This window comes from Bacteroides sp. QWL-09, from assembly GCF_058683585.1.
Window position 1 is genome coordinate 3,163,411 of the sequence record NZ_CM178748.1, and the last position, 25,127, is coordinate 3,188,537.

A 25,127-nucleotide genomic window follows, 5' to 3' on the forward strand; every position below is an offset into this window, starting at 1 on the left:
TTAAATTGATTATTTAATGTTTTCTTTAATATAATCGCAGATGTTTTCCATTAACCATTTAGGGGTTGATGTTGCTCCGCAAATGCCTATTGATTGAATATCTTTAAGGAGACTTAAATCGATATCTTTTTTATTGTCAATGAGATATGAGTTAGAATTTACCTTTAGACACTCTTCGAACAGTACCTTGCCATTCGAACTTTTCTTTCCGCTTACAAAGAATATAAGATCGTGAGATTGAGCAAATTGACGTAAATTGGACATTCTATTGGCTACTTGTCTGCAAATCGTATCATAATATTCGAATGTTGCATCAGATTGCATGTGTGATTGAATATATTCAACAATTTCCTTAAATCCATCCAAAGATTTTGTGGTTTGCGAGAATAAACGAATGTTTCTGTTGAAATTTAATTGTTTCGCTTCTTCAAGGTCTTCTATAACAATTGCATGACCGTTAGTCTGACCAACTAAGCCTAAAACTTCTGCATGTCCATTCTTTCCGTATATAACGATTTGGCTATTTTTTCCTTCTTTTAGGAAAATCTCCTTAATTCGTTTTTGTAGCCTGAGTACTACAGGGCAAGTCGCATCAATGATTTCAATCCCATTCTCTTTTGCGATATTATAGGTTTCAGGAGGCTCTCCATGTGCACGAAGGAGAACTTTAGAGTGTTGTAGTTGATTGAATTCTTGGCGATCAATGGTGATTAACCCCATGGTTTTTAATCGTTCGACTTCTCTGCTATTGTGAACGATATCTCCTAAGCAATAAAGTTTTTCTCCTTTTGCTAGCTCTTCTTCTGCTTTATTTATAGCAGTGACTACTCCAAAACAAAATCCTGATCCGGGATCAATATTGATTTCTACCATGAATCTTGTGATTAAAATATTAAAGAATCATTAGAACGATGGCTACTTGGCCAAATTATACTCTGCTAACTATGCGTTCGTATTGATTGATCAGCCAAGATTTTTGTTGTTCTATTGTTAGGTTTGTGTTATCAAGCAATAAAGCATCTTCAGCTTGACGTAAAGGACTAATGTCTCGATTTTGATCAATATAGTCTCTCTGTTTTACATTTTCAAGAATCTCTTCGTATTGAGCATCTAAGCCTTTGCCTTTTAATTCGTCATATCGACGGGTTGCTCTGATTTCAGGCGAAGCAGTGACGAATATTTTTAATTCTGCATCTGGGAAAACTGTGGTTCCTATATCCCGGCCGTCCATGACAATGCCTTTTTCTTGCCCCATGGCTTGTTGTTGAGCGACCATCGCTTCTCGAACAAAATCAATGGCGCTAACTTGGCTTACTTTAGATGAAACTTCCATGGTACGGATTTCTTTCTCAACGTTCACGCCATTTAGAAATGTTTCCGGTAGCGAGGTTGCCTTGTTAATCTTAAATCTGATTTCTATTTGAGGAATATCGTTTCTTAATTGATTTATATCTAATAGATCGTCTTTAAAGAGCTGATTTTTAATGCAGTGTAGCGTAACAGCACGATACATTGCTCCACTATCTACATAGATATAGCCTATTTCTCGTGCCAGATCCTTAGCCATGGTACTTTTTCCACAAGAAGAAAACCCGTCAATTGCTATGGTTATTTTTTTCATTTTATGTTTTTTCGTTTGAAGATATATGTGCCAAAGATAAGGGTATTTTAAAAATCAACCTCATTTTAGATTCAAAAAACAATCAGATAATGAATGAATATCTAAAAAAATAAAAAACCTATTCAAAAAAGATCTTGTAATTGGAAGAATATATAAAAATGTGCTATATTTGCCCAGTAGAGATATCTGAATTGACATTTTTAATATTATATTATAATTTATGGAAGTTAAAAAATCACCCAAAGCAGACTTGGAGAACAAAAAGTCTACATGGCTGCTCGTTGGTTACGTGGTTGTATTAGCAATCATGTTCGTGGCGTTCGAATGGACAAAGCGTGACGTGAAGATTGATACAAGCCAAGCTCTAACTGACGTTGTATTTGAAGAAGAAATTATCCCGGTAACGGAAACTCCGCAACAACAAGCTCCTCCTCCTCCTGATGCACCTAAAATGGCAGATATGCTTGAAATTATAGATGATAAAGCTGATGTGGAAGAAACTGTTATTGCAAATACTGAAGAACTTGGACAGAAAGTTGAAGTGAAATATGTTCCTGTTAAAGTAGAAGAAGAAGAACCTGAAGAACAAACTATTTTCGAAGTTGTAGAAAATATGCCAGAATTTAATGGCGGTCAGGCTGCTTTGATGCAATATTTGGCAAAGAACATCAAATATCCGACTATCGCTCAAGAGAATGGAACGCAAGGTCGTGTAATCGTTCAGTTTGTTGTAAATAGAGACGGTAGTATCGTTGATGCGAAGGTTGTTCGTAGTGTCGATCCTTATTTGGATAAAGAAGCATTACGCGTGATCAATAGCATGCCAAAGTGGAAACCAGGTATGCAACGTGGTAAACCCGTTCGTGTGAAGTATACAGTTCCTGTAATGTTTAGATTGCAGTAATTCATTGATACAGATTAAGACAAAGGCTGCTGAATGGCAGCCTTTGTCTTATCTCATATTTTTATTTTATAATGTACACATCCGATCAGTTACTTAATCAATTTAATGATCATCTTTCGACGGTATCGTTCGATAGACAGCCTAAAGGGTTGTATGATCCTATAAAGTATGTTTTGTCTTTAGGTGGTAAACGTATTAGACCCGTGCTAATGATGCTTGCTCATCATCTTTATAAAGATGAACTTTCTGCTGTCTATAATACTGCTGTGGGAATTGAGGTTTATCATAACTATACGTTGTTGCACGATGATCTAATGGATCGCTCGGATAAACGTAGAGGTCAACCCACTGTCCATAAAGTTTGGGATGATAATACGGCAATCTTATCGGGTGATGCAATGTTGGTTTTAGCTTATCAGTTTATAACGGAGTGCCCCTCTATGTATCTTTCTAAAGTGGCTGAGGTGTTTAATGCTACTGCTTTGGAAATTTGCGAAGGACAGCAGTTTGATGTTGATTTTGAACATCGAGATGATGTCACTGATATCGAATATCTTGAAATGATCCGATTGAAAACGGCTGTGCTTTTGGCTGCTGCTTTAAAGATTGGAGCCATTCTGGGTGGGGCAAGCCCCAAAGATGCGGACTTGTTATATCGGTTTGGAATCCAAATAGGTCTTGCTTTTCAACTTCAGGATGATCTTCTTGATGTTTATGGAGTAACTGAAGTTTTTGGCAAAAATATAGGTGGTGATATCTTATGCAATAAGAAAACATTTATGCTTATTAAAGCTTTAGAGTTGGCCAAAGGTGAATTACGAACTGATTTAATCCATTGGCTGAATACAGATAACTCTCCAGATGAAAAGATTGCGGGGGTAACGGCTATTTATGACCGATTGGGTATTCGCACTATTTGCGAAAAGAAAATGAATGAATACTATAATCATGCAATGGCTCTTCTAGAAGAAGTTGATGTTTATGATTTGAGGAAGGAGGAGTTGAAAAAAATGGTTCATGCGTTAATGTTTAGAAATGTGTAAATAGATCTTTAATGCCTTATAGACGACTGCCTAATACGGATCAAGCTCGGATGAGAGCTCTGGACACTGTGATACAGAAATGCAGTGAACGAGGTGGTGTTTTGCTCTTAGATTCAAAATCGTTAATAGAGGCTCGGTCTTTTTTCTTACGTTTTCAGACGGCATATAGCTATTATAAAGAATGTTATGATAGTCAGGTTCGTAACAGCCATCAATATCGAACTAAATTAAAAAATGCAAAACTTTATCTTTCACATTTTATTCAAGTGCTGAACTTTTCAATCATTCGTGGGGAGATAAAATCTGGATATAAGGCATATTATAACTTACCTAAAGAACATGTCGTGCCTGATTTGTTATCTGAGGCCGCTGTTATAAGTTGTGGACGCGCAGTGATTGATGGTGAAATGAAGCGCGTTTCCGAAGGTGGGGTTCCTATTTATAATCCGACCATTGCTAAGGTGAAAGTGCATTATGATCTTTTTTTGGAGATCCATGAATCTTATAAGAATGATCAACGTTTGACAGTTGATAGTCTAGAAAAACTGGCTGGGATGCGACCTTATGCCGATCAACTAATCTTAGATATTTGGAATCAACTCGAGGCTTCTTTTAGTGAAATACCTTCATCTTATGAACGTTTGAATAAGTGTGGTGAATATGGAATTATTTACTATTATCGCAAAGGCGAAAAAAGAATAATATAATTTTTTAATGGAAATAATAGATTCTCATTCTCATCTGTTTTTAGAAGAATACACTGACGATTTATCAGTCGTTATAGAGCGAGCTCGTTTAGCCGGTGTGTCTCATATCTTTATGCCTAACATTGATCAAACGACTATTGAACCTTTGTTGAACGTCTGTAATCAGTATAAAGATTACTGTTTTCCATTAATTGGTTTGCATCCAACTTCAGTGAATGAGTCTTATGAAAATGAATTAAATGTTATTAAGGAGAGACTTGAAAACCCTAATTCATTTATTGGTATAGGGGAAGTCGGACTTGATTTATATTGGGATAAAACATTCTTAGAACAGCAGATTGTCAGTTTTAGGCAGCAAGTCATTTGGGCCATCAAATATCATTTGCCTATTGTAATTCATTCGCGTGAAGCTTTTCCCTATATATATAAGGTGTTAGAACCTTATAAAGAAACCGAATTACGAGGTATCTTTCATAGTTTTACCGGAACCAAAGAGGATGCTTTACAGCTTATGGAGTTTGAACATTTTGTTTTTGGGATTAATGGGGTCGTTACTTTTAAAAACTCTACGCTAAAGGAGGCTTTGGAGATTATTCCGATTGATCGAATAGTCCTGGAAACCGATTCTCCGTACTTAACTCCTGTGCCAAATCGTGGTAAGAGGAATGAGAGTGCAAACCTTAAATATATCTTAATAAAAGTTGCTGAGATTTATAAAATGAGCCCTCAAGAAGTGGCTGAAATCACTTCTCGGAATACTTTAAAAATGTTTGGAATGATAAAATAAGCTCTTTTAGATTTTAAATTATATTAATTTGCAGCATTTATTATAGATAAAAAAGGGATAATGCTTCAAGAAAAGAAAAAAAAGGATACATTTGTAGCTGAAAATGCTAAAAGCTCTTAAGGAGAGATGCTCGAGTGGTTGAAGAGGCACGCCTGGAAAGCGTGTATACGCCAAAAGCGTATCGCGGGTTCGAATCCCGCTTTCTCCGCATTTTTTAAAATAGACGTGAAGTAAATATAATAATAATCAATTAATTAATCTTAAAAATTAGACACACAATGAAAAAGTTATTTGCAATTGTTGCTGTGATTGGAGCTTTAACATTTGGCTCAACTCAACTAGCTCAGGCTCAAGATGCACCTGCTGCAGAACAAACAGAACAAGCGGCTCCTGCTGCTGATCAAGCATCTGCAGATGCTGTTGCTGCTCCTGCTGCTACAGAAGATGCTGCTCCTGCTACAGCTGAAGAAGGTGGTATCCACAAAGAAATTAAAGTTAAATTCATTGAAGGTACTGCTTCTTTCATGAGTTTGGTAGCTATTGCTTTGGTTATCGGTTTGGCTTTCTGTATTGAACGTATCATCTATTTGAGCTTGGCTGAAATTAATGCAAAGAAATTTATGGCATCTATCGAAGCTGCATTGGAAAAAGGTGATGTTGAAGCTGCTAAAGATATCGCTCGTAGCACAAGAGGTCCTATCGCTTCTATCTACTACCAAGGTTTGATGAGAATTGATCAAGGTATCGATGTTGTAGAAAAATCAGTTGTTTCTTACGGTGGTGTTCAAGCTGGTTACCTTGAAAAAGGATGTTCTTGGATCACATTGTTTATCGCTATGGCTCCATCTTTAGGATTCTTGGGTACTGTAATCGGTATGGTTCAAGCGTTCGATAAAATCCAACAAGTTGGTGATATCTCTCCTACAGTTGTAGCAGGTGGTATGAAAGTCGCTTTGATCACTACTATCTTCGGTTTGATCGTTGCTTTGATTCTTCAAGTATTCTATAACTATGTGCTTTCTAAAATTGAAGCTCTTACAAGCGAAATGGAAGATTCTTCTATCTCTTTGCTTGACATGGTAATTAAATATAACTTGAAATACAAAAAATAATCTAAAATGAGTAAGTTAACATATAAAGTATCGTATTACGCTCTGTATGCGATGTTTGCCCTTATTCTTGTCGTTTTGGGACTCTTCTACTTTGGCGGAAACGCTGTAGGTGAAGCGGTTATTCCCGGAGTCGATCCAGAAATGTGGCAACCTGCACAAACTGATACTCTATTATTCTCAGTATACGGTTTGTTTGGTTTAGCTGTAGCTGCAACTCTTGTTGCTGCTGTATTCCAATTTGGTTCAGCACTTAGAGATAATCCTAAAAAGGCATTGGAGTCATTACTTGGTCTTTTGCTTTTAGCTGTTCTTTTAATTGCTACTTGGTCAATGGGTGATGATACTCCGTTGAATATCCCTGGCTATGATGGAACTGACAATGTTCCTTTCTGGTTGAATGTAACAGATATGTTCTTATATACCATCTATATTTTGTTGGCCGTTACCGGTATTTCAATCTTTATTAGTGGTGTTAAGAAAAAGTTATCTTAATCAATTGAAGATATTCAATTAAATTAGTAATTACAATGGCAAAAGGAAAAAGAAAAGTTCCTGATATTAATTCAAGTTCTACGGCTGATATTGCTTTCTTGTTGCTTATCTTCTTTTTGATTACGACATCAATGGATACTGACCGTGGTTTGGCTAGACTTCTGCCACCACCGCCAGAGAGTAATAAAAGAGAAGATGCTGATAAAATCAAAGAACGTAATGTCTTGCAGGTTTATCTGAATAAAGATGATCAATTGATGTGCGGAAGCGAATACATTTCTATTGATCAATTAAGAGATAAAGCGAAAGAATTTATCGCGAACGTAGCAAATGATGAGACTAAGCCTCAAAAAACTCAAAAAGAAATTGAGTTCTTTGGCCCGACTATGGTTTCTGATAAGCACGTTATTTCTTTGCAGAACGACCGTGGATCTTCATATCAGGCATATATTAGTGTGCAAAATGAACTTGTTGCTGCTTACAATGAGTTGAGAGATGAATTAGCTCAACAAAAATGGCAAAAAGTTTGTTCGGAACTTAGTGAAGAGCAACAAAAAGCGATACGTGATATTTATCCGCAGAGAATATCTGAGGCAGAACCTAAAAAATACGGAGAAAAGAAGTAATGGGAAAATTTAATAAAACTGGTAAACGTGAAATGCCGGCGTTGAATACTTCTTCTCTACCTGACCTTATTTTTACCTTGTTGTTCTTCTTTATGATTGTAACGACAATGCGTGAGGTAACGTTGAAGGTACAGTTCAAACTTCCACAAGGTACTGAACTTGAGAAATTGCAGAAAAAATCGCTGGTTACATTTATTTATATTGGTGAACCTACTGAACAATATCGTGCGAAAATGGGTACTGAGAGCCGTATTCAACTCAATGATAGCTATGCTGAAGTTGATGAAGTACAGGACTTTATTACCCAAGAAAGAGCAAGCATGCGTGAAGATGAACAGGCAAGTATGCAGGTTTCTTTGAAGGTTGATCAGAAAACGAAGATGGGTATTGTAACAGACGTGAAGAATGCCCTTCGTCAAGCTTATGCTTTGAAGATTAACTACTCTTCTACAAAACGTGAAAAGTAATTAAGCTTAATAGAGAAAAAGGCGTATCTGAAACAGATACGCCTTTTTTATTTGTTACCTCTCAAAATGAGGAGTATATTAATCAGTGATATATTCTCTTTGGTTTACTTAAATCCGATTTAATTGCCCTAATGTAATAGGGAATACTCTGAACTGTAGATTAGAAAATTATGGTTTGAGAAAGGAGGGTTATTAAAGGGTTAGCGTACGCCATAAACCTCTGTATATAATTTCTCTCTAACGTCTTTGTAATCTTCTTCCGGATCTAACGAACCTTGCACCATAAGTGCCATTGGTAACTCTTGTTCTCCACTTCTATACGGCGGTTGGCTATATTCCTTTTCCCATAGTACAAACCCATTCCTTTTATAGAATTCTATTCTTCTTTTTGCGTATTCGTCGTTTGGAAGCTCTACTTCCAATACGATGGGGCGTTTCAATTGAGCGGTGAGGAGGCTTAAAATTTGTTGGCCGTAGCCTTTATTTCGTTCTCTGGCGTTAGTCGCAAAATGTTCTATATAATAGAAAGAATCAAAATCCCAATAAGTTATGAGTCCGATGAAATTCTCTTGATCATATATGGCAATATTGTGGAATAATGGATGCTTGATTGTGTATGCTCGTAGTTCTGCCAATTCTCTATATTCTTCTTTTGGAAAAGCGGCCGTTAGCAACTTTTCCATAAGATGATATTCTTTTTGATCAGTGTCTATGATTGTTTTGAAGTGTATCATGTTTTTTAATTTCTACTCATTTGCGTTGGTATAGAACTCAATAATTCGTTTTAATGCTCGTTGGCAAACTGGACAAAATTCAGGGTATTCATTGGTTCGCATTCGGCAATTGTGAGCCGGTCGATAGATCCCTTTTGCGGAGTATCCACCTCCTTCATACACTCCAACGGGATATTGCGATGCTTTTGTTGGTGGTGTTGGAATAGGCGTTTTAGCGTCTATCATATCTGCCCATTTACTTTTAAAGTTGACTCGTGTCGTGATGTTTTGCTCCCAAGGTTCAATATCTAAGGGATAAGTATCGGTCATTACATCGTTGTCATAAAAGTATTCATCACCCAATCCCCCAAAACTATGGCCGAATTCGTGAGCAACAACAGGCTTAAACATTTCATGGTGTGCTGTGGTTAGAGTATAGGAGTTATATATTCCGCCTCCGCCATACACATCCGTGTTTGCTAAAATGATGATATGTTCATATGGAATGCCTGATAGGACATTATGTATGCTTTTGACACGACTTGTCGTGAGATATCGCTCTGAATAGAAAGTGTCGAAGTGAGCACCTAATGCCGTCTTTTTCCAATCTCCTTGGCGAGGAACGCTTACACCGCTATCGAGTGAAGGGCTAGCGACAGCAATCACATTAAAATGCTTTTCCATTGATTTGAAGGGTTCGTAGAAGAATAGACTTTCGCAGGCTCTTTGTGCATCTTTATAGAATAAATCCATTTTTTCAGAAGTGTATCCTTCAGCAAGTATTGCTATATCGATGCAATCACTTTCACTTCCATTTTTAATGAGATACTGATGGGGAGTAATATGCGACAAACCTCTTTTATGGATGAGAATATCGTCAGGTTTTACAATATGTTTTAATTGAGCAATGATCTCTCTTCGGGAGTTGAATAATATGACTTCTACTTCTACTGCTTGTTTGGGGTAGGGGAGCAAAAAGGTGTTTTCAAATCCTTTAAATGTTGTTTTGGCTTCATCAGTCGATAACCATTCTTGGAAAAGAGAGGAGAATGAGGTTTTGTAAATGCAAGTGTGTGATTGCAGGTCGCGTACAACGATTTGCCCATTGCCTTCTAATGGAAGATCACTCAGATGATGTGTACGTCCAGACCAATTGGGGAGTTGGGACAATTCGTCCAAACAGATCGATTGATGACTTTGGTCTCCTGTGAAAATATAATCAACCCTCAGAGTCTGATCAGTAAAGAAATTGCTGAACTCTTGTGCACGTAGATAAGCACTTGCGAGGATAAAAAGAGCGAGTATTAGATAACGATGTTTCATTTTTATTAAGTTCTTGTTAAATCGTAACAAAGATATATTTTTTTGTTTACTTATTGTATTTTTATAAATTAAAGTAACAGATTATAGTATTCTATCCCAAAAAATGGCTAACTTTGCACAAATTTTTCATATAGTAAAATTAATTCGTTTAAAAATGGGACATCATCAGTTAGATACTTTAGATGAACAGATTCTGAAATTGATAGCAGAGAATGCGCGTATTCCTTTCCTGGAAGTGGCAAGAGCTTGTAATGTTTCAGGGGCAGCAATACACCAGCGTATACAAAAGCTAACAAATATGGGGATTTTGAAGGGCTCAGAATATGTTATTGATCCTGAAAAAATTGGTTATGAAACTTGTGCTTATATTGGCCTTTTCTTGAAAGACCCTGAATCCTTTGATTCTGTGACAAAAGCATTAGAAGCTATACCTGAAGTTGTAGAGTGTCATTTTACAACCGGCAAATATGATATGTTTATTAAAATTTATGCCAAGAACAATCATCATTTATTAAGTGTGATACATGATAAACTTCAACCATTGGGGTTGGCTCGTACTGAAACTTTAGTTTCATTTCACGAGGCTATTAAAAGACAAATGCCTATTATGATCGATTTTGATGAAGAGTAAATCTTCTATTTTCTGACATAGTGGACAAAAGCATAAGAGCAGGGATGTTTCTCATCAGCAGGATGAACATCTCTGCTTTTTTCATACCATTGATCGGCTGAAACTTCCGGAAAGTAAGCATCTGCTTTAGGAGCTTGATCGTCAATCTCTGTCAAGTAGAGGTTATTAGCCAGACTCATCGCTTGTTCGTAAACAGTAGCCCCACCGATAATGAAGATTTCCTCGTTTGGTTGACAATGGTCTAATGCTTCACTTAAAGAGCCGAAAACTTCAGCACCGGGATAGCTGTTAGATGGATTGGTCGATAAAACAATATTCCTTCGGTTGGGCAAGGCGCCTTTCGGCAAAGACTCGAATGTCTTTCTTCCCATGATAATGGTATGACCGGTTGTTAATGACTTGAAATTTTTCAGATCATTAGGCAACCAAAACAAGAGCTTATTCTCAAAGCCAATAGCTCTTTTTTGATCTATAGCTGCAATAATGGAGATCTTTTTCATACGGCAACTGCTCCTGCGATATGTGGGTGAGGGTTGTAGTCGACAAGTTCGAAATCGTCGAATGTGAAGTCGAACAAGTTGTTAACCTCCGGGTTAATCATCATTTTAGGTAATTGGCGAGGTTCACGGCTTAGTTGCAGTTTAACCTGTTCCAAATGGTTGGTATAGATGTGAGCATCTCCCAAGGTGTGGATAAAGTCGCCTGCCTTTAAACCGGTGACTTGAGCCATCATCTGTAAGAGCAAGGCATAAGACGCGATATTAAACGGTACGCCCAGGAAAATATCTGCACTACGTTGATAAAGCTGCAAGCTGAGTCGTCCGTCGGCCACATAAAATTGGAAAAAGGCATGGCATGGCGGTAGATTCATTTGAGGGAGATCGGCCACATTCCAAGCGCTGACGATGATACGTCTTGAGTCCGGGTTGTGTTTGATGGTTTCGATGGCTTCACTGATCTGATCAATGCTTCCTCCCGAATAATCGGGCCATGAACGCCACTGATAGCCATAGATATGCCCTAGATCACCATTCTCATCGGCCCACTCATTCCAAATACGAACGCCATGGTCTTGCAAGTACTTAACATTGGTGTCTCCTTTTAGGAACCAAAGAAGTTCGTGGATAATCGATTTCAAGTGAAGCTTTTTGGTCGTCAGACAGGGAAAACCTTCCTCCATATTAAAACGCATTTGGTGTCCAAATACACTTATAGTACCAGTTCCCGTACGGTCACTTTTCTCGGTGCCTTCTGTTAGCACTCTGTGGAGTAGATCTAAATATTGTTTCATTTCTAATTGAACGTGCTTTTTGCAAAGTTATAAAAAAATTATAAGAATGGAGTAAATAGGTTGGCAAACCAACCAACGAATTTCTTCCAAGGTGAGCGTTTCTTCCAAACCTCAGGTGTAAGCCTTGTACAATGCAGAGTGTCGGCTTCGAAAGTTGTGTTTAACTCTTGGGTAATCTTAGAGTCAAAGATGAACGCATTCGTTTCGTAATCGTATCTAAGACTTCGGCTGTTTAGATTGGCTGTACCTATCGTACAAAAAGAATCGTCGACCATCATGATCTTAGAATGGTGGAATCCTCCGTTGTAAAGGTAGATCACAGCTCCTTTTTTCATTAATTTATGTACTTTGTATAAGGAAGCATCCGGAGTAAAGGGAATATCCGATTTTGATGAAATCATAATCTCAACTTTGACCCCTTTCTCTATACTTTTCTTTAGAGCTTTGGTGATAGACGATGTTGGGACAAAGTAGGGGTTTACAATTCGTACGTTGTTTGCAGCTGCTTCGATCGATCTGGCATAGGTACGACTTAAAATCCGACTGTTCTCTTTTGGAGTGCGATCGACAATCGCAACCGCCGAATGGAGACTGTCGTTTGCCTCTTCTTGTTTGGGGAAATACTCTTCGCCACCAATTTCTTGTTTAGTCTCTTTATTCCAGATGGTCAGAAATATTTTTTGCAGTTCACTCACGGCATCTCCTTCAATGCGAATATGTACGTCTCGCCATGGACCGATTTTGGGTAGACCGTTAATGTAGTAATCCGCTATATTCATTCCTCCGGTGTATCCCACTTTGCCATCTATAACTACAATTTTTCGATGGTCGCGATGAGCAGCATGATTGATATACGGAAACGTGAAAGGATCGAATTTGACAATTTCAATACCTTTGGCTCTGATGGCTTTTAAATGTTTCTTTTTGAGCGGGCGATTATTCGACCAATTACCAAAAGCATCGAACATGGCTCTTACTTTTACCCCCTCCTTTACTTTTAGTGCCAACAAATCGAACAATGCATTGGCGATAGAATCATTGCGAAAATTGAAATATTCCAAATGAATGTGGTGTTTAGCCTTGCGTATCTCTGCAAACAGATCATCGAATTTCTCGTGCCCACTGGTGAGTAGCTTGATCTGGTTATTGTGTGAAATGGGAATATTTGATTCTCGTAAGAATTGAAAAAGAATAGAATCGCTGCACTGTGTAATGTTATCGTGGCGTATTATAAGACTATCTGTTTCAGACGCTTGTAAATAACTAATCGATAAACAAAGAAATAGTGTAAATAGAATTTTTCTCAAAATCGGTTCTTTATTATAGAGTTAGAAAGTTACAAAGATATAATATCTCTATTTTAGAGCACTTCCCTATGGCTTTTAATTTGTTTACTTTAACACTAGCGATATAGACTTTTTTGAAGTTGCTTATTGTTTACTTCTGCAAAGATCAACGATTTATCCCCTTAAACGACAAGCTTCACTTGATGGATAAAGTGATGCACTCATATGGTCTAACAAATAGGGACTATTAAACTATGAACAAAAGCTGTTGCATTAGTGATTTTGTGGGTTTCAGCTGTTGAGCCCTCGAACGAGGGCCGAAGAGCCCACGTTCGAGGGCTGATGGGTTTTCGTTCGAAGGCTGAAGAGCCCACGTTCGAGGGCTCAACAAACTGAATTTGTAAAACCATAAAAGAGACTGTCAAGAGGGGTTAAACGAAGGCGAAGAATTATAAATTGGGCTTGTAGGGAGCACTAGACGAGTCTGAGCAGACGTGGATAAGCACGAGCTGAATTGTAAATAAACACGTGCTGAGCCGATACAGAATAGACGATATAATTAAGGCTGAACTCTGATGAATTCAGCCTTATATTTTTTAGGTTAAAAATGTTTTGTTGGACACTAACTTAATGGTGTCATCAAGTTTATCATTCCATTGAACAAATTTTTCTTGTGGCCATAAATAGCAGGACAACACCGGCTATTATGATCGATTTGGGATCTATGCCACTCGTGGTTCCCTGTTGAATCATGCCTATTAGTGCTTCTTTTAAAGTGTCTAGTACTGCTTGAACCCCATTAAAGGCGAAGAATAGAACTAAACAAATCAGCATAATAAAATTGGCTATGTATTCAATCATACGATTTTTGCGATCAGGCAATTGGTGCATTACCATTTGGCTGAAGCCATCATCGGTAATTTCTTTTTTCCCTTTTGCGAAAAAATCTTTTAATAGTTTATCCTCATTAATTTCCATCATAACCGTTTCTTTTAAGGTATGTTGCTAATTTCTCTTTTCCACGTGACAGGTGACTTTTTACGGTTCCTGTCGGCATTCCCATGATACCTGCAATCTTATCAATGTTTAAGTCTTCCATATAGAATAATGTGATGCAGGTGCGTTCCGTTTCTTTTAGCATCTTGAGAGACTCGTAGATATCCATTTGTGCTCCAATGTTGGTTGGGTTTATGCTGTTCATGGCATCTACTTCTCTGGCATCCAAATCAGCCGTTTCTTTCCGACTGCGAATATAATCATAAAAAACATTATAAGCAATACGATATAACCAAGTTGAAAAGCTAGATAGATTTTTAAAACTGGTAATATTGGTATATGCTTTAATAAAAGTATCTTGTGCCAAGTCATCACTCAATTCGCTGTCGCCGCACGTTTGGTTGAGAAAAAATCGTCGTATGGGCGATTGGTATTTCTTTACCAATTGGTCGAAGGCCTTGGTGTTTTTGAACACCACGACCTGTGCGACTAACGATATATCATTGAGTTGACTCATTTCTCTTCGTTTGTTGGGCGGTTATTCCGTGATACAATCCACTGTCCAATACCCATAAACATGACGAGTAATCCGATGCAGCCTAACCCAAATTCGCCTGTGAGAGCCCAGAGGAAGATAAATAGTCCAATTCCGGTGAAGGTATTCTTTATACCTTGTGTTCGGGCATCTTTATTGCTTACGTCTTTCATTAATCCCTCCGGCAAAGGTTGACCCGCAGCGATGGCTTGTTCTGCCAGTCGGTATTTAGCTTGTCTATTCTTGTGGCGGAAATAGAGGGCAATGAAGATGACAAAGATCGGAAATCCGAATACCGCGATAATGGCTATAATTGAGATGGCTATTCCACTATTAATACTTTTCTCAATATTAGTCCCGAAAGGAAAATCACTGTCGAAATCCACATGAGTGGTTTCAGAATCAGCATCTACGGTGTCCCTCTCATCTGAATAACCAATAACGCTATCCGTTGTGCTTTCAGAATTTGTGGTCTGAATGGCAGCGCTTTGTTTGGCAGATGAAACTTTAGTCGTCTTGACAGAATCTCTAAGGATGGTTGCCTCTTCTGTTCCAAAGGCTAGTGTACTTACTGTAAATGCTACCATCAAAGCAATTAAAATCTGTTTCATATGGTTTCGTTTTTTAATCTTTGTTTGTTAGACGTAGTTAATGATATAGATAGTTGCAAAGAGACTATTTTTTTTTGATATTTGCATCTCTTAATTTGAAAAAAATGAATTTACCGGCATCGTTTATTGATAATATTCGCCATTTATTGGGGAATGAGGCTCTCGAAGAGCTTCTTAGTGCTTTACAAAAAGAAGCTTCTGTCAGCATTAGACTCCATCCATTGGCGTCTTCTTTTATTAAAAAAGATCATCGACTGACTCCTATTCCCTGGTCTACTCAAGGTTATTATCTCGATAAACGACTGACGTTTACGTTCGATCCCTTGTTTCATGCCGGTTGTTATTACGTTCAAGAAGCATCGTCCATGTTTGTCGAGCAAGTTCTGAAGACTTATGTCGAGACTCCGGTGGTGATGCTTGATCTTTGTGCGGCTCCGGGAGGAAAGTCGACTCATGCTTGTAGCGTTTTACCTGAGGGAAGTTTACTGGTGGCTAATGAAGTCAATAAGCTCCGGTCGCATATCCTATCGGAGAACTTAATCAAATGGGGAAATCCAAATGTAGTGGTGACCAATAATGATCCTTCGGATTTTAAAAAGCTGACCAATGTCTTTGATGTGATCTTGACCGATGTGCCTTGTTCCGGTGAAGGGATGTTTCGTAAAGATCCCGGAGCGATCGACGAGTGGAGTCCTGAAAACGTAGAGATCTGTTGGCAACGTCAACGGCGAATCATCAGTGATATCTGGCCTTCTTTGAAACCTGGAGGCCTGCTCATCTACAGTACGTGTACGTATAATACCAAAGAGAATGAGGAAAATATCGCCTGGATTGAGCAAGAACTTGGAGCCGAGGTCCTTCCGGTGGCGACTCATGAGGATTGGGCAATTACGGGCAGTCTGTTAGAGGGATACGATCGTCCGGTCTACCGTTTCTTACCTCACCGTACTAGAGGAGAAGGTTTTTTCTTGGCTGTTTTGCGTAAATCATCTGAGGAAGAAGAAGACTCGTTCAAGGCTCCGATTTCTAAGAAGAAGATGAAAAAACAATCGTCGGTATCTCCATTTCCTAAAGAGATGATGGCGCAGGCTGAGCATTGGGTCGATAATGAGAATTACTGTCTACTGTCTACAGATAGCCAGATTGTTGCTTTCCCAAAGGATTATATGGATGTGTTAGAGCGGTTAAAGCCGATGCTTCGGATCATACAGACGGGGGTGACCGTTGGTGAATTGAAGGGTAAAGATCTGTTGCCGCCTCATTCGTTTGCGATGAGTCGTTTGCTTCGTCCTTCTTGCTTCCCCTCGGAAGAGATCGATTATGATCGTGCTATTGCTTACTTACGTAAAGAGGCCATCTCTTTATCAGAGACAGCCCCTCGTGGTTTTGTTTTATTGACTTATCAACAGATCCCCTTGGGATTTGTGAAGAATATTGGTAATCGTGCGAATAACCTTTATCCTCAAGAGTGGCGCATTCGTACTACACGTTTACCGGAGGATCTTTCTACTTTATAACCGATCTTTATAAAGTTTTGCCATAGCCTTCTGATATTGGTTCTCTAAGGTCAGCAGGTTCTGGCGACTTTGAAAGATGACGGTGACTTCTGTGAAATATTCAATCACACTGATCTGGCCGCCTGTGAGCGCTTGTTGTAGTAGATCGAGGTTTTGTTGAGAGGAAAATAACGTTTGGTACTCTTGTATGGATTTTTGCAAGCTCTGAGCTTCTCTGTAGAGTTGATTTAACTCGCTTTCCAATTTCAGAGTTTCTCCCTCTTTTTTCATTTCCTGACTTATGGCTTGAGTCTTGGCTTGTTTTACTTTGTGACGGTTATTAAACAATGGAACGGAAAAGCCGACCACTACACCATTAAATGGAGCACCGGACTCCGTATTTCTTCGATAACCGAGCTCAAATTTAGGTAGCCATTGTGATCGGTTGACCTGAATTTGTTTACGGGCAACCAGACTTTGACTGTTTAGCGAATGGAGTAGACGACTTGAACCGATCACCTCAGCTCTCAATTGTTGAAAATCGTTTGGTAGAGTAATCAGAGGATAGCTCTTTCCACTAAAGTCGACCGGCTGATCACCGTTTAGCGCACGGAGTAATTCTTGCTTGTTACGTAGATTCGTTTCATTTAAGTTGAATTCTGTTTTTACATTCAATAACTCTAACTTGATCTTATTCGTCTCGATAACATTGGCGTCGCCTGTTGCAAGTCGTTTAGCATAGACTGCTTCTAGGCGTTGGGCATTGTCTAATCGTTCACGCAAGAGTTCTTGTTGTTGCTCCAGCATGATGATATCCAGACAGAGCTCTTTGGCTTCGAGTAGGATACCTTGTCTCATCAGCTCTGTCTCGTGGTCATACGAATTGGCTTTTAGCTGATTGAGTCGATGACGCGAGGCGTATAGTGTTGGAAAGTCGAAACTTTGCGATACAACGAGTTCGCCGATGGTTTGACTTTTGTCCTCTGCCTTCCATAAGTGGGCATAAGAGACGCTTGGATCCGATAAATTATTCTCGGCTTTGTCTTCCAACTTTTGGGACTGTGTGAGATGAACGATCGATTGCAACTCTTTGTTGTTTTTCTCAACGCTGAGTAGTATCGATTGAATATCGTTTTGTTGTGCTTGTAAACCGGTAAGGCTTAACAGTAATGCACTGAATATAAGGATACGTTTCATGTTTACTTCTCCATTTTAGATAATTGTGACTTTTTCATGAGCAGATAAACGATTGGAATAATAAAACCGTTTAAGAAGGTAGAGGTGAGTAATCCGCCTAAGATCACTTTGGCCATTGGACTCTGAATTTCATTTCCGGATAAATCGCCTCCGAGAGCAAGAGGGATTAGAGCTAAAGCAGAAGAAAGGGCGGTCATCAAGATCGGATTCAAACGGTCTAACGATCCTTGGATGATACTTTCGTAAACGTCCATTCCTTCTTCTCTTTGTAGATACTTATAGTGACTGATCAATAACATTCCATTGCGTGTGGCAATACCAAATAGCGAAATAAATCCGATGATGGCAGGAATGCTGATTTCACCTGTAGTGAAGAGTAAAGTGAATACTCCTCCAATAAGAGCTAACGGTAGATTGAGGAGGATAATGCTCGACTCTTTCAAACTTTTAAACTCATGGTACAAGAGTAAGAGGATGATGATGACACTCATGAAGGAGGTGAGGGTTAGAATGCGACTAGCGGCTTGTTCGCTTTCAAACTGTCCACCATATTCGATGTGATAGCCTTCAGGCAGTTGAATCGTACTTTCGATTTGCTTCTGAATGTCGTTTACTACACTACGTAAATCACGATCGGTTACGTTGGCCGAGATGACTATTTTTCGTTTTACATTTTCACGATTGATGGTGTTTGGCCCTAAAGTGGATCGGATTTCGGCGACTTGACTTAAGGGGACTTTTAGTCCGCTTTGTGTATCGATCATCAACTCGTTAATCTTGGCCATCTCATCACGCTTGTCATCTTGCACCTTTACGGTCAAGTCGAAACTTTGCCCTTTCTCATAAACTTGTGAAACCACTTTGCCGGCTAAGGCCATGGTGATGAATTCGGAAAATTCCGGAACAGAAATACCATATTTAGCCAACATCTCACGTTTAGGGGTGATTTTCAACTGCGGGCGTTCTATCTGTTGTTCTACATTAAGATCAGCTAGGCCTTCAACCCCACTGATACTTCCTTTGATCTGATTGCCAATAGAGAACATCTTATTGAGATCGTCGCCAAACAGCTTAATCGCGATATTGGCTCTGGTGCCGGAGAGCATGGCATCAATACGGTGACTGATCGGTTGTCCGATTTCAATATTGGCTCCACTAATCTGACTCAGTTTCTGTCGGACTTCGGCAATCACCTCATTACGAGACCGATCTTCTAATTCGAAAGGAGCTTCGATCTCTGAAACATTCACTCCTAAGGCGTGTTCGTCTAGTTCGGCACGTCCGGTTTTGCGAGCCACAGTCTTGATCTCAGGGATCGATAAAAGTAGGGCTTCTGCTCGTTGGCCGATGCGATTGCTCTCTTCGAGTGAGATACCGGGCAATGAACTGACATTGATGGTGAATGAACCTTCGTTGAACGATGGTAGAAAACTGTGTCCAAGGGTGAAGAAGCAGATCAGTGCCACGATGAATAAGGAAATGGTACTGCCTAAGGTCACGGTTTTGTGATTGAGTACCCAGGTGAGCGCTTTTTGATAGACACCTTTTAGGTGTACGGCTACAAATGATTCTTTCATCTCTTTCTTGGTGCTTTTGCTGTTCAGAAGGTAAGAACAAAGTACCGGAGTTAAAGTCAAGGCAACAACGGTTGAAGCGATGAGGGCTACGATGAAAGCGATACCTAGAGGGGCTAGCATACGTCCTTCCATTCCACTTAAAAAGAATAAGGGGACAAAGCTGACAATAATGATCAGAGTGGAATTTAGGATGGGCATACGTACTTCTTTAGAAGCATTAAAGACTACCTCTATTGTTCGAAGACGTTCTGATTCGGGCTTTAACCGATTTTCTCGTAAGCGCTTGTAGACATTCTCGACGTCGACAATGGCATCATCGACTAACGAACCGATGGCGATAGCCATACCTCCTAAACTCATGGTGTTGATACTTAACCCCATGTAGTGTAGGGTGAGTATCGAAGTCAATAAAGAGATGGGGAGGGTGATTAACGAGATAAAGGTGGTTCTGACGTTAGCCAAGAAGATAAAGAGCACGATGACGACAAAGATTCCGCCTTCGAAGAGTGACTTTTGAACGTTACCAATGGAGTTTTCGATAAAGCGACTTTGGCGAAAGATGTCGGTCGATATCTTAACATCGGAAGGTAGGTTTTTCTGCAACTCTTTCAACGACAATTCTAGCTTTTCGGTCAGGTCGAGCGTACTTGTATTGGGTTGTTTGGTGACGGTCAACAGTACTGCTGGTTTCCCGCGTTCGGAAGCAGTGCCTAGTTTCGGAATTTTGGCTCCAATTTCTACTGTAGCGATGTCGGATAGACGGACAGGGATGGAATTGACATTTTTAACCAAGGCTTTAGAAAGGTCGTTGACGTTTGGAGTCGAAACGACTCCTCGTAAAATATATTCGTTACCATATTCGTAGAGCACTCCACCATTGGAGTTTTGATTCATATTGTCGGTTGCTTGAAGGACATCGTCCATGGTTAGGTTGTAATGGCGCAGACGAGCAGGGTCGACTTGGATTTGGTATTCTTTGATGTCTCCTCCGAGTACGGCCACTTGTGCGACTCCTCCGGTTGAGAGTAGGCGTGGGCGAATGGTCCAATCGGCAATGGTGCGTAGATCGAGCATAGAGGTTGAATCGGCTGTGAGTCCAACAATAAGAACCTCACCTAAGATGGACGATTGCGGACCTAGCGTTGGTTTGCCGACGTTATCGGGTAAGGATTCACTCACAATAGCTAACTTTTCGCTCACAATCTGACGGGCAAGGTAGATGTTGGTTCCCCAATCGAACTCTACCCAGACGACTGAGAATCCATTGGTCGATGAGGAGCGTACTCGGCGTACACCTGTGGCTCCGTTGACTGAGGTTTCCACGGGAAAGGTGACGAGTTGTTCGACCTCTTCAGCGGCCATCCCATTGGCTTCGGTCATGATGACAACAGTCGGTGCATTCAAGTCCGGAAAAACATCGACTTCGGTATGCATAGCGGTATAGGTCCCTGCTATGAGCAATAGGACGGCCGCTGTGAGCACAACCAAGCGGTTGTGCAAGGAGAATTTGATGATTTTATTTAGCATCTTCTGAATAGTTTAAGTGAATAATGTGAGGATCAATGTTGATGGTTGTGAGCCGGTATGGCGTTGCTAGTGCTAGCCAAACGAATTTGATAGGCTCCTTCAGTGACCACTCTATCGCCAGACTTAATCCCTTTTAGGATTTGTACCTGTGCTCCATTATCTGCCCCGATTTGTACTTCTTGTTTCTTATACCCTTCTTCATCCAGTTGCAAGTAAACAAATAAATGACCTTGTTCTTCCGATAGGGCTGTACGTGGAAGAGCAATGGTATTCGGAAGAATCGAAGAGAGGAGATAGACCTCGACAAAACTTCCCGGTACGACTTCTCCTTTGTTGTCGAATTCGAAGGTAACAGGTAGGTAGAAGCTATTATCATCGGTTGCTTTTCCAAACGAAAGTAGTTTTCCGTTTAATTGCTTAAGCTCATAAACACGATTATCGTATGGCGTTTTGAAGTTGGCCGAACTTACCTGACGTAAGTCTTTGTAATGACTCTCTGAAACTTCAGCTCTGAGGAATAAACGACGATTCTGTGTGATGCTAACTAATGGCTGACCAACGGTTACATAATCTCCTTCTTTGACTAAAAGAGCTTTGACATAACCACTCATTGACGATGTGATTTGTTGCCCTTGCGAGGAGTAGTTGTTTTTCAAGGCTTCATAACTGATGCGGGCATTTTGATAGGCTTGTTGGGCCAATGCAAACTCTTTTTCCGAAACAATCTTGCTTTGAACGAGTGGCTTCATACGGTCATATTCTTTTTGGGCCGTTTCGTAAGCAATACGGGCGCGTTGTGCCGGATCACCATCGGTGATATGTTTGGATGAGAGGCTAAGTAGAGATTTGCCTTTCGAAACGAGCATGCCTTCGGTCAACCGGTTGTGAAAAGCAACGACTCCCGAAACGGTTGCAACAATAGTGGTTTCATCTCCTTGAGCAGCGGTGATCTTGCCGCTGGTCTGAATGACTTGTTGAAAATCGATTGGGGTAACTGTGGTTACTTTTACTCCTGCAGCATCTGCTTTTTCTTTGCTGAATATAATTTCGTCGCTATGATTGTTTTTGCTGCTTTCTCCTTCGTGATCATGCCCTTCGTGTTCACTTGTTTCATGCTCTTCATCGCATTCTCCTTCGTGGTTATGAACTTCATGGTCAGTATGTTCGGTTTCGGTTGTTGCTTGGCTTTGTTTGTTACCGCAGGAGCCTAGGATAAATAAACCTAGTATTCCTATAAAAATGATCTTTTTCATATTTATCTATAGTTTCTTCAGTGTTATAATGAATGAAAAGTTGTGACATGTATATAGGGTTCTATACACCGTCTGTCCATGTTGATGGAACAACATGGATACTACGAAGTTTGTTATAATAGGAATAACCTAATTATACGCGTGGAAAAGTAGGCGGAGCTCGTAAAGAAAATGTAGAAGGCAGATTAATGCCATGCAGGGATTCTCGAAAGACGGTATGGTTGTTTAAACGCTGTTCTTGGGGTTTAAATAAGTCTTTGATGATTTGATCCGAGAAAAGAACGGCAATGAAAACAAAATGAGGGGAATGCTCAACTTGAAAAGAGGGAATTGAGGAATCCCAACGTGTCATACAATTGCTATCGCAACAAGGATCACCGTTATTGTGATGATGATGAATAGGACATCCTTCATGAGTGGAAATATCGTGCTTGAAGCAGATAGTGTTGTTGGTGTGATGATGGTGTGGAATAACAGGGATCACCAACATAAAAATGTTAATGGTTAGAAGTAGAAATACTGCTAGTTGTTTACCTGTTTTCATCAAATGTCCGAATTTCTATAAGGCAAAATTATAACTTGTTTTTGAAGATTCGAAGGATTTAAACTTTTTTTTATATTTCTTTGATGAATAATCGATTAGAAGAAGGGATTCAATAGCATTTTCTGTTGAAAGTTCTGACAATAGAGTCTATTATCGTTAGAAAATGCTATTGAATGATTGTTATGGAGTGTTATGCTCTTTTAAAATATTGGGCCGTTTGGCTTACTATTTCTCTAGTTCAGTTAAAGAATCCATCTTTTTCTTTTCTAGGAATTCATAAATACCACTTAAGTGCTCAGTGACTTTTTTGTTCCCGAATTCGTAAACCTTAGTGACTAGGCCATCGAGGAAGTCACGGTCGTGTGAGACCACAATCAAGGTTCCGTCGAAATCGACTAACGCTTGCTTCAAGATATCTTTCGTTTTCATATCGAGGTGGTTGGTCGGCTCATCGAGGATGAGTAAATTGACTGGCTCAAGTAGAAGCTTGATCATCGCTAAGCGAGTTCGTTCACCACCGGAGAGCACTTTGACCTTTTTCATCGATTCTTCAGGACCACCAAACATGAAAGCCCCAAGTAAATCGCGTATCTTATTTCTAATTTCTCCTTTGGCTACATCGTCGATCGTTTGAAAAACGGTCAGATTCTCGTCAAGAAGAGAAGCTTGGTTTTGGGCAAAATAGCCAATTTGCACATTATGTCCTAGAGTTAAGGTACCATCGTGTTCGATTTCTTTCATGATGCATTTCACCAATGTTGATTTACCTTCTCCGTTTTTACCGACAAAAGCGACTTTATCACCACGTTCGATGGTTAAGTTGGCATTCTTGAAGACAACGTGATCACCGTAGGTCTTTCCTACATTTTCCATAGTAATAGGGTAGGTCCCTGAGCGTGGAGAAGGAGGGAATTTTAATCTTAGAGCGGAGGTGTCTTCTTCGTCTACTTCTAATATCTCTAGTTTTTCGAGCATTTTCACCCGGCTTTGTACTTGTAGAGTTTTCGAATAGGTACCTTTAAAACGTTCAATAAACTCTTTAGTCTCGGCAATAAACTTTTGTTGTTCATCATAGGCTTTTTGTTGTTGCTCACGACGCTCTTTTCGTAGTTGAAGGTATTGTGAGTAATTTACCTTATAATCATAGATGCGTCCCATAGTCACTTCGATGGTGCGTGTGGTTATATTGTCTACAAACTTACGGTCGTGGCTGATCACAATGACGGCTTTACCGTTATTGATCAGAAAATCCTCTAACCATTGGATCGATTCAATATCCAAGTGGTTGGTTGGCTCGTCAAGTAAGATCACATCGGGCTTTTGTAAGAGTAGTTTCGCCAGCTCGATACGCATACGCCATCCACCGCTGAAATCACTAGTCGACCGATGAAAATCGTCACGCATAAATCCTAACCCTAAAAGAGTCTTTTCAATATCCTCTTCATAGTTTGTCGCATCTATGGAATAGAATTTTTCACTTAACATCGAAACATTCTCGATGAGCTCCATATAGCTGTCGCTCTCATAATCTGTCCGGGTTTCAAGCTCTTTATTGAGGCGTTCTATTTCCGCCTCCATTTTGTGGAGATGAGCAAAAGCCTGAGCTGTTTCTTCGAATACTGTTCGCCCATCCTCGGTCATCAAATGTTGAGGCAGATAAGCGATGACGCAATCTTTGGGTGCAGAGACTTTTCCTCTTGTTGGTGGACGTACTCCTGCCAAGATCTTTAATAAAGTACTCTTGCCGGCACCATTCTTACCCATCAGGGCGATGCGGTCTTTCTCGTTAATAACGAATGAGATGTCACTGAATAATGTCGTGCCGCCAAATTCTACGGCTAGTCCGTCTATCGAAATCATACCTAAATATTAAAATGAGGTGCAAAGATAGTTAATTATAGCATTTTTTTTATATCTTGCGCTGATATTCGTTTGAGTGTCTGTATTAACACAAATATATCTGGATGTATATGGGAAATAGGGAGGATGATATTTTTAGGCCACTGATTTTGGTGGCAGAAGATGATGACAGTAATTTTAAATTGATCAAAGCTATTATTGGTAAGAAGTGCGATATTCTGTGGGCGAAGAATGGTGAAGAGATAGTGTCACTTTTTGAAAAGCATCATGAAAAAGCTAATGCCATCTTAATGGATATTAAAATGCCATTGATGAACGGTCTAGATGCGACAATGATTATCCGTAAAAAAAACACAGAAATTCCCATCATTGTTCAGACGGCTTATGCCTTTAGTACTGATCGTGAGAATGCGATGAACGCTGGTGCTACAGAGGTGTTGGTAAAACCGATTACTTTGGGAGTGTTACGTGGGACTTTAACTAAATACTTTCCTCAGATAGAGTGGTAGCTCTTAATCGAATGTCGTT

Annotated in this window: 26 protein-coding genes and 1 tRNA gene; 12 read left to right on the forward strand and 15 right to left on the reverse strand. The window is 39.7% G+C overall.

Features of this window, described 5'->3' with window-relative positions; all coding sequences use genetic code 11:
* Positions 1 to 9: 9 nt before the first annotated feature.
* Together AC4PG5_RS12725 and cmk are read right to left on the reverse strand one after the other, a co-directional pair.
* Positions 10 to 873 (reverse strand): 4-hydroxy-3-methylbut-2-enyl diphosphate reductase, encoded by an 864-nt coding sequence (locus tag AC4PG5_RS12725; protein ID WP_492029231.1) that lies wholly within the window; start codon positions 871 to 873, stop codon positions 10 to 12.
* Between the two features lie 55 nt (positions 874 to 928).
* Positions 929 to 1,621 (reverse strand): (d)CMP kinase, encoded by a 693-nt coding sequence (cmk, locus tag AC4PG5_RS12730; protein WP_492029232.1) that lies wholly within the window; start codon positions 1,619 to 1,621, stop codon positions 929 to 931.
* Positions 1,622 to 1,841: 220 nt separating this feature from the next.
* Here cmk and AC4PG5_RS12735 point away from each other — a divergent pair, with 220 nt between their 5' ends.
* The 9 genes from AC4PG5_RS12735 (at position 1,842) to AC4PG5_RS12775 (ending at position 7,759) form a co-directional block, all read left to right on the forward strand.
* On the forward strand, positions 1,842 to 2,525 hold the full coding sequence (locus tag AC4PG5_RS12735) for an energy transducer TonB (protein WP_492029233.1): 684 nt from the start codon (positions 1,842 to 1,844) through the stop codon (positions 2,523 to 2,525).
* A gap of 71 nt (positions 2,526 to 2,596) precedes the next feature.
* Positions 2,597 to 3,568 (forward strand): polyprenyl synthetase family protein, encoded by a 972-nt coding sequence (locus AC4PG5_RS12740; protein WP_492029234.1) that lies wholly within the window; start codon positions 2,597 to 2,599, stop codon positions 3,566 to 3,568.
* A gap of 11 nt (positions 3,569 to 3,579) precedes the next feature.
* A complete protein-coding gene (locus AC4PG5_RS12745) occupies positions 3,580 to 4,275 on the forward strand; it encodes a hypothetical protein (RefSeq protein WP_492029235.1) in 696 nt (231 codons plus the stop codon).
* Positions 4,276 to 4,282: 7 nt separating this feature from the next.
* A complete protein-coding gene (locus AC4PG5_RS12750; RefSeq protein ID WP_492029236.1) occupies positions 4,283 to 5,062 on the forward strand; it encodes a TatD family hydrolase in 780 nt (259 codons plus the stop codon).
* Positions 5,063 to 5,182: 120 nt separating this feature from the next.
* Positions 5,183 to 5,270: transfer RNA gene (locus AC4PG5_RS12755), tRNA-Ser, on the forward strand.
* Positions 5,271 to 5,340: 70 nt separating this feature from the next.
* Entirely contained in the window at positions 5,341 to 6,174 is an 834-nt protein-coding gene (locus tag AC4PG5_RS12760) for a MotA/TolQ/ExbB proton channel family protein (RefSeq protein WP_492029237.1), read from the forward strand.
* Between the two features lie 6 nt (positions 6,175 to 6,180).
* The gene (locus AC4PG5_RS12765; protein WP_492029238.1) at positions 6,181 to 6,666 is read left to right on the forward strand and encodes a hypothetical protein; all 486 of its coding nucleotides are present in this window, start codon (positions 6,181 to 6,183) and stop codon (positions 6,664 to 6,666) included.
* Between the two features lie 35 nt (positions 6,667 to 6,701).
* On the forward strand, positions 6,702 to 7,292 hold the full coding sequence (locus AC4PG5_RS12770) for an ExbD/TolR family protein (RefSeq protein ID WP_492029239.1): 591 nt from the start codon (positions 6,702 to 6,704) through the stop codon (positions 7,290 to 7,292).
* Positions 7,292 to 7,759, forward strand: a complete 468-nt coding sequence (locus AC4PG5_RS12775) for an ExbD/TolR family protein (protein WP_492029240.1) — start codon at positions 7,292 to 7,294, stop codon at positions 7,757 to 7,759. The genes AC4PG5_RS12770 and AC4PG5_RS12775 overlap by 1 nt, the downstream gene beginning before the upstream one ends.
* 200 nt (positions 7,760 to 7,959) lie before the next feature.
* Here AC4PG5_RS12775 and AC4PG5_RS12780 read toward each other — a convergent pair whose 3' ends face one another.
* Together AC4PG5_RS12780 and AC4PG5_RS12785 are read right to left on the reverse strand one after the other, a co-directional pair.
* Positions 7,960 to 8,493, reverse strand: coding sequence for a GNAT family N-acetyltransferase (locus tag AC4PG5_RS12780; RefSeq protein WP_492029241.1), 534 nt, complete (start codon positions 8,491 to 8,493; stop codon positions 7,960 to 7,962).
* 12 nt (positions 8,494 to 8,505) lie between these two features.
* Positions 8,506 to 9,795, reverse strand: a complete 1,290-nt coding sequence (locus AC4PG5_RS12785) for an IgA Peptidase M64 (RefSeq protein ID WP_492029242.1) — start codon at positions 9,793 to 9,795, stop codon at positions 8,506 to 8,508.
* Positions 9,796 to 9,949: 154 nt separating this feature from the next.
* Between AC4PG5_RS12785 and AC4PG5_RS12790 the strand changes: the two genes are divergently transcribed.
* Entirely contained in the window at positions 9,950 to 10,426 is a 477-nt protein-coding gene (locus AC4PG5_RS12790) for an Lrp/AsnC family transcriptional regulator (protein WP_492030765.1), read from the forward strand.
* Positions 10,427 to 10,431: 5 nt separating this feature from the next.
* On the opposite strand, the gene AC4PG5_RS12795 is transcribed toward AC4PG5_RS12790, so the two are convergent.
* The 6 genes from AC4PG5_RS12795 to AC4PG5_RS12820 form a co-directional block, all read right to left on the reverse strand.
* Positions 10,432 to 10,926, reverse strand: a complete 495-nt coding sequence (locus AC4PG5_RS12795) for a dihydrofolate reductase (protein ID WP_492029243.1) — start codon at positions 10,924 to 10,926, stop codon at positions 10,432 to 10,434.
* Positions 10,923 to 11,717, reverse strand: a complete 795-nt coding sequence (locus AC4PG5_RS12800) for a thymidylate synthase (protein ID WP_492029244.1) — start codon at positions 11,715 to 11,717, stop codon at positions 10,923 to 10,925. Before AC4PG5_RS12800 ends, AC4PG5_RS12795 begins: the two co-directional genes overlap by 4 nt.
* Before the next feature lie 38 nt (positions 11,718 to 11,755).
* Positions 11,756 to 12,985, reverse strand: coding sequence for a cardiolipin synthase (gene cls, locus AC4PG5_RS12805; protein WP_492030766.1), 1,230 nt, complete (start codon positions 12,983 to 12,985; stop codon positions 11,756 to 11,758).
* Positions 12,986 to 13,651: 666 nt separating this feature from the next.
* On the reverse strand, positions 13,652 to 13,984 hold the full coding sequence (locus AC4PG5_RS12810) for a DUF5056 domain-containing protein (protein WP_492029245.1): 333 nt from the start codon (positions 13,982 to 13,984) through the stop codon (positions 13,652 to 13,654).
* On the reverse strand, positions 13,971 to 14,516 hold the full coding sequence (locus AC4PG5_RS12815; RefSeq protein ID WP_492029246.1) for an RNA polymerase sigma factor: 546 nt from the start codon (positions 14,514 to 14,516) through the stop codon (positions 13,971 to 13,973). Before AC4PG5_RS12815 ends, AC4PG5_RS12810 begins: the two co-directional genes overlap by 14 nt.
* Positions 14,513 to 15,145, reverse strand: a complete 633-nt coding sequence (locus AC4PG5_RS12820) for a DUF6249 domain-containing protein (RefSeq protein WP_492029247.1) — start codon at positions 15,143 to 15,145, stop codon at positions 14,513 to 14,515. The genes AC4PG5_RS12815 and AC4PG5_RS12820 overlap by 4 nt, the downstream gene beginning before the upstream one ends.
* A gap of 104 nt (positions 15,146 to 15,249) precedes the next feature.
* Here AC4PG5_RS12820 and AC4PG5_RS12825 point away from each other — a divergent pair, with 104 nt between their 5' ends.
* Positions 15,250 to 16,662 (forward strand): methyltransferase RsmF C-terminal domain-like protein, encoded by a 1,413-nt coding sequence (locus AC4PG5_RS12825; protein ID WP_492029248.1) that lies wholly within the window; start codon positions 15,250 to 15,252, stop codon positions 16,660 to 16,662.
* On the opposite strand, the gene AC4PG5_RS12830 is transcribed toward AC4PG5_RS12825, so the two are convergent.
* The 5 genes from AC4PG5_RS12830 to AC4PG5_RS12850 form a co-directional block, all read right to left on the reverse strand.
* Complete coding sequence (locus AC4PG5_RS12830; RefSeq protein ID WP_492029249.1) at positions 16,657 to 17,838, reverse strand: TolC family protein; 1,182 nt, start codon at positions 17,836 to 17,838, stop codon at positions 16,657 to 16,659. The genes AC4PG5_RS12825 and AC4PG5_RS12830 overlap by 6 nt on opposite strands.
* 2 nt (positions 17,839 to 17,840) lie before the next feature.
* Complete coding sequence (locus AC4PG5_RS12835; RefSeq protein ID WP_492029250.1) at positions 17,841 to 20,942, reverse strand: efflux RND transporter permease subunit; 3,102 nt, start codon at positions 20,940 to 20,942, stop codon at positions 17,841 to 17,843.
* Between the two features lie 32 nt (positions 20,943 to 20,974).
* A complete protein-coding gene (locus AC4PG5_RS12840) occupies positions 20,975 to 22,195 on the reverse strand; it encodes an efflux RND transporter periplasmic adaptor subunit (protein WP_492029251.1) in 1,221 nt (406 codons plus the stop codon).
* Between the two features lie 133 nt (positions 22,196 to 22,328).
* Positions 22,329 to 22,739, reverse strand: coding sequence for a DUF6769 family protein (locus tag AC4PG5_RS12845; RefSeq protein WP_492029252.1), 411 nt, complete (start codon positions 22,737 to 22,739; stop codon positions 22,329 to 22,331).
* A gap of 225 nt (positions 22,740 to 22,964) precedes the next feature.
* Entirely contained in the window at positions 22,965 to 24,599 is a 1,635-nt protein-coding gene (locus AC4PG5_RS12850; RefSeq protein WP_492029253.1) for an ABC-F family ATP-binding cassette domain-containing protein, read from the reverse strand.
* 110 nt (positions 24,600 to 24,709) lie between these two features.
* Between AC4PG5_RS12850 and AC4PG5_RS12855 the strand changes: the two genes are divergently transcribed.
* Positions 24,710 to 25,108, forward strand: coding sequence for a response regulator (locus tag AC4PG5_RS12855; RefSeq protein WP_492029254.1), 399 nt, complete (start codon positions 24,710 to 24,712; stop codon positions 25,106 to 25,108).
* Positions 25,109 to 25,127: the final 19 nt, after the last annotated feature.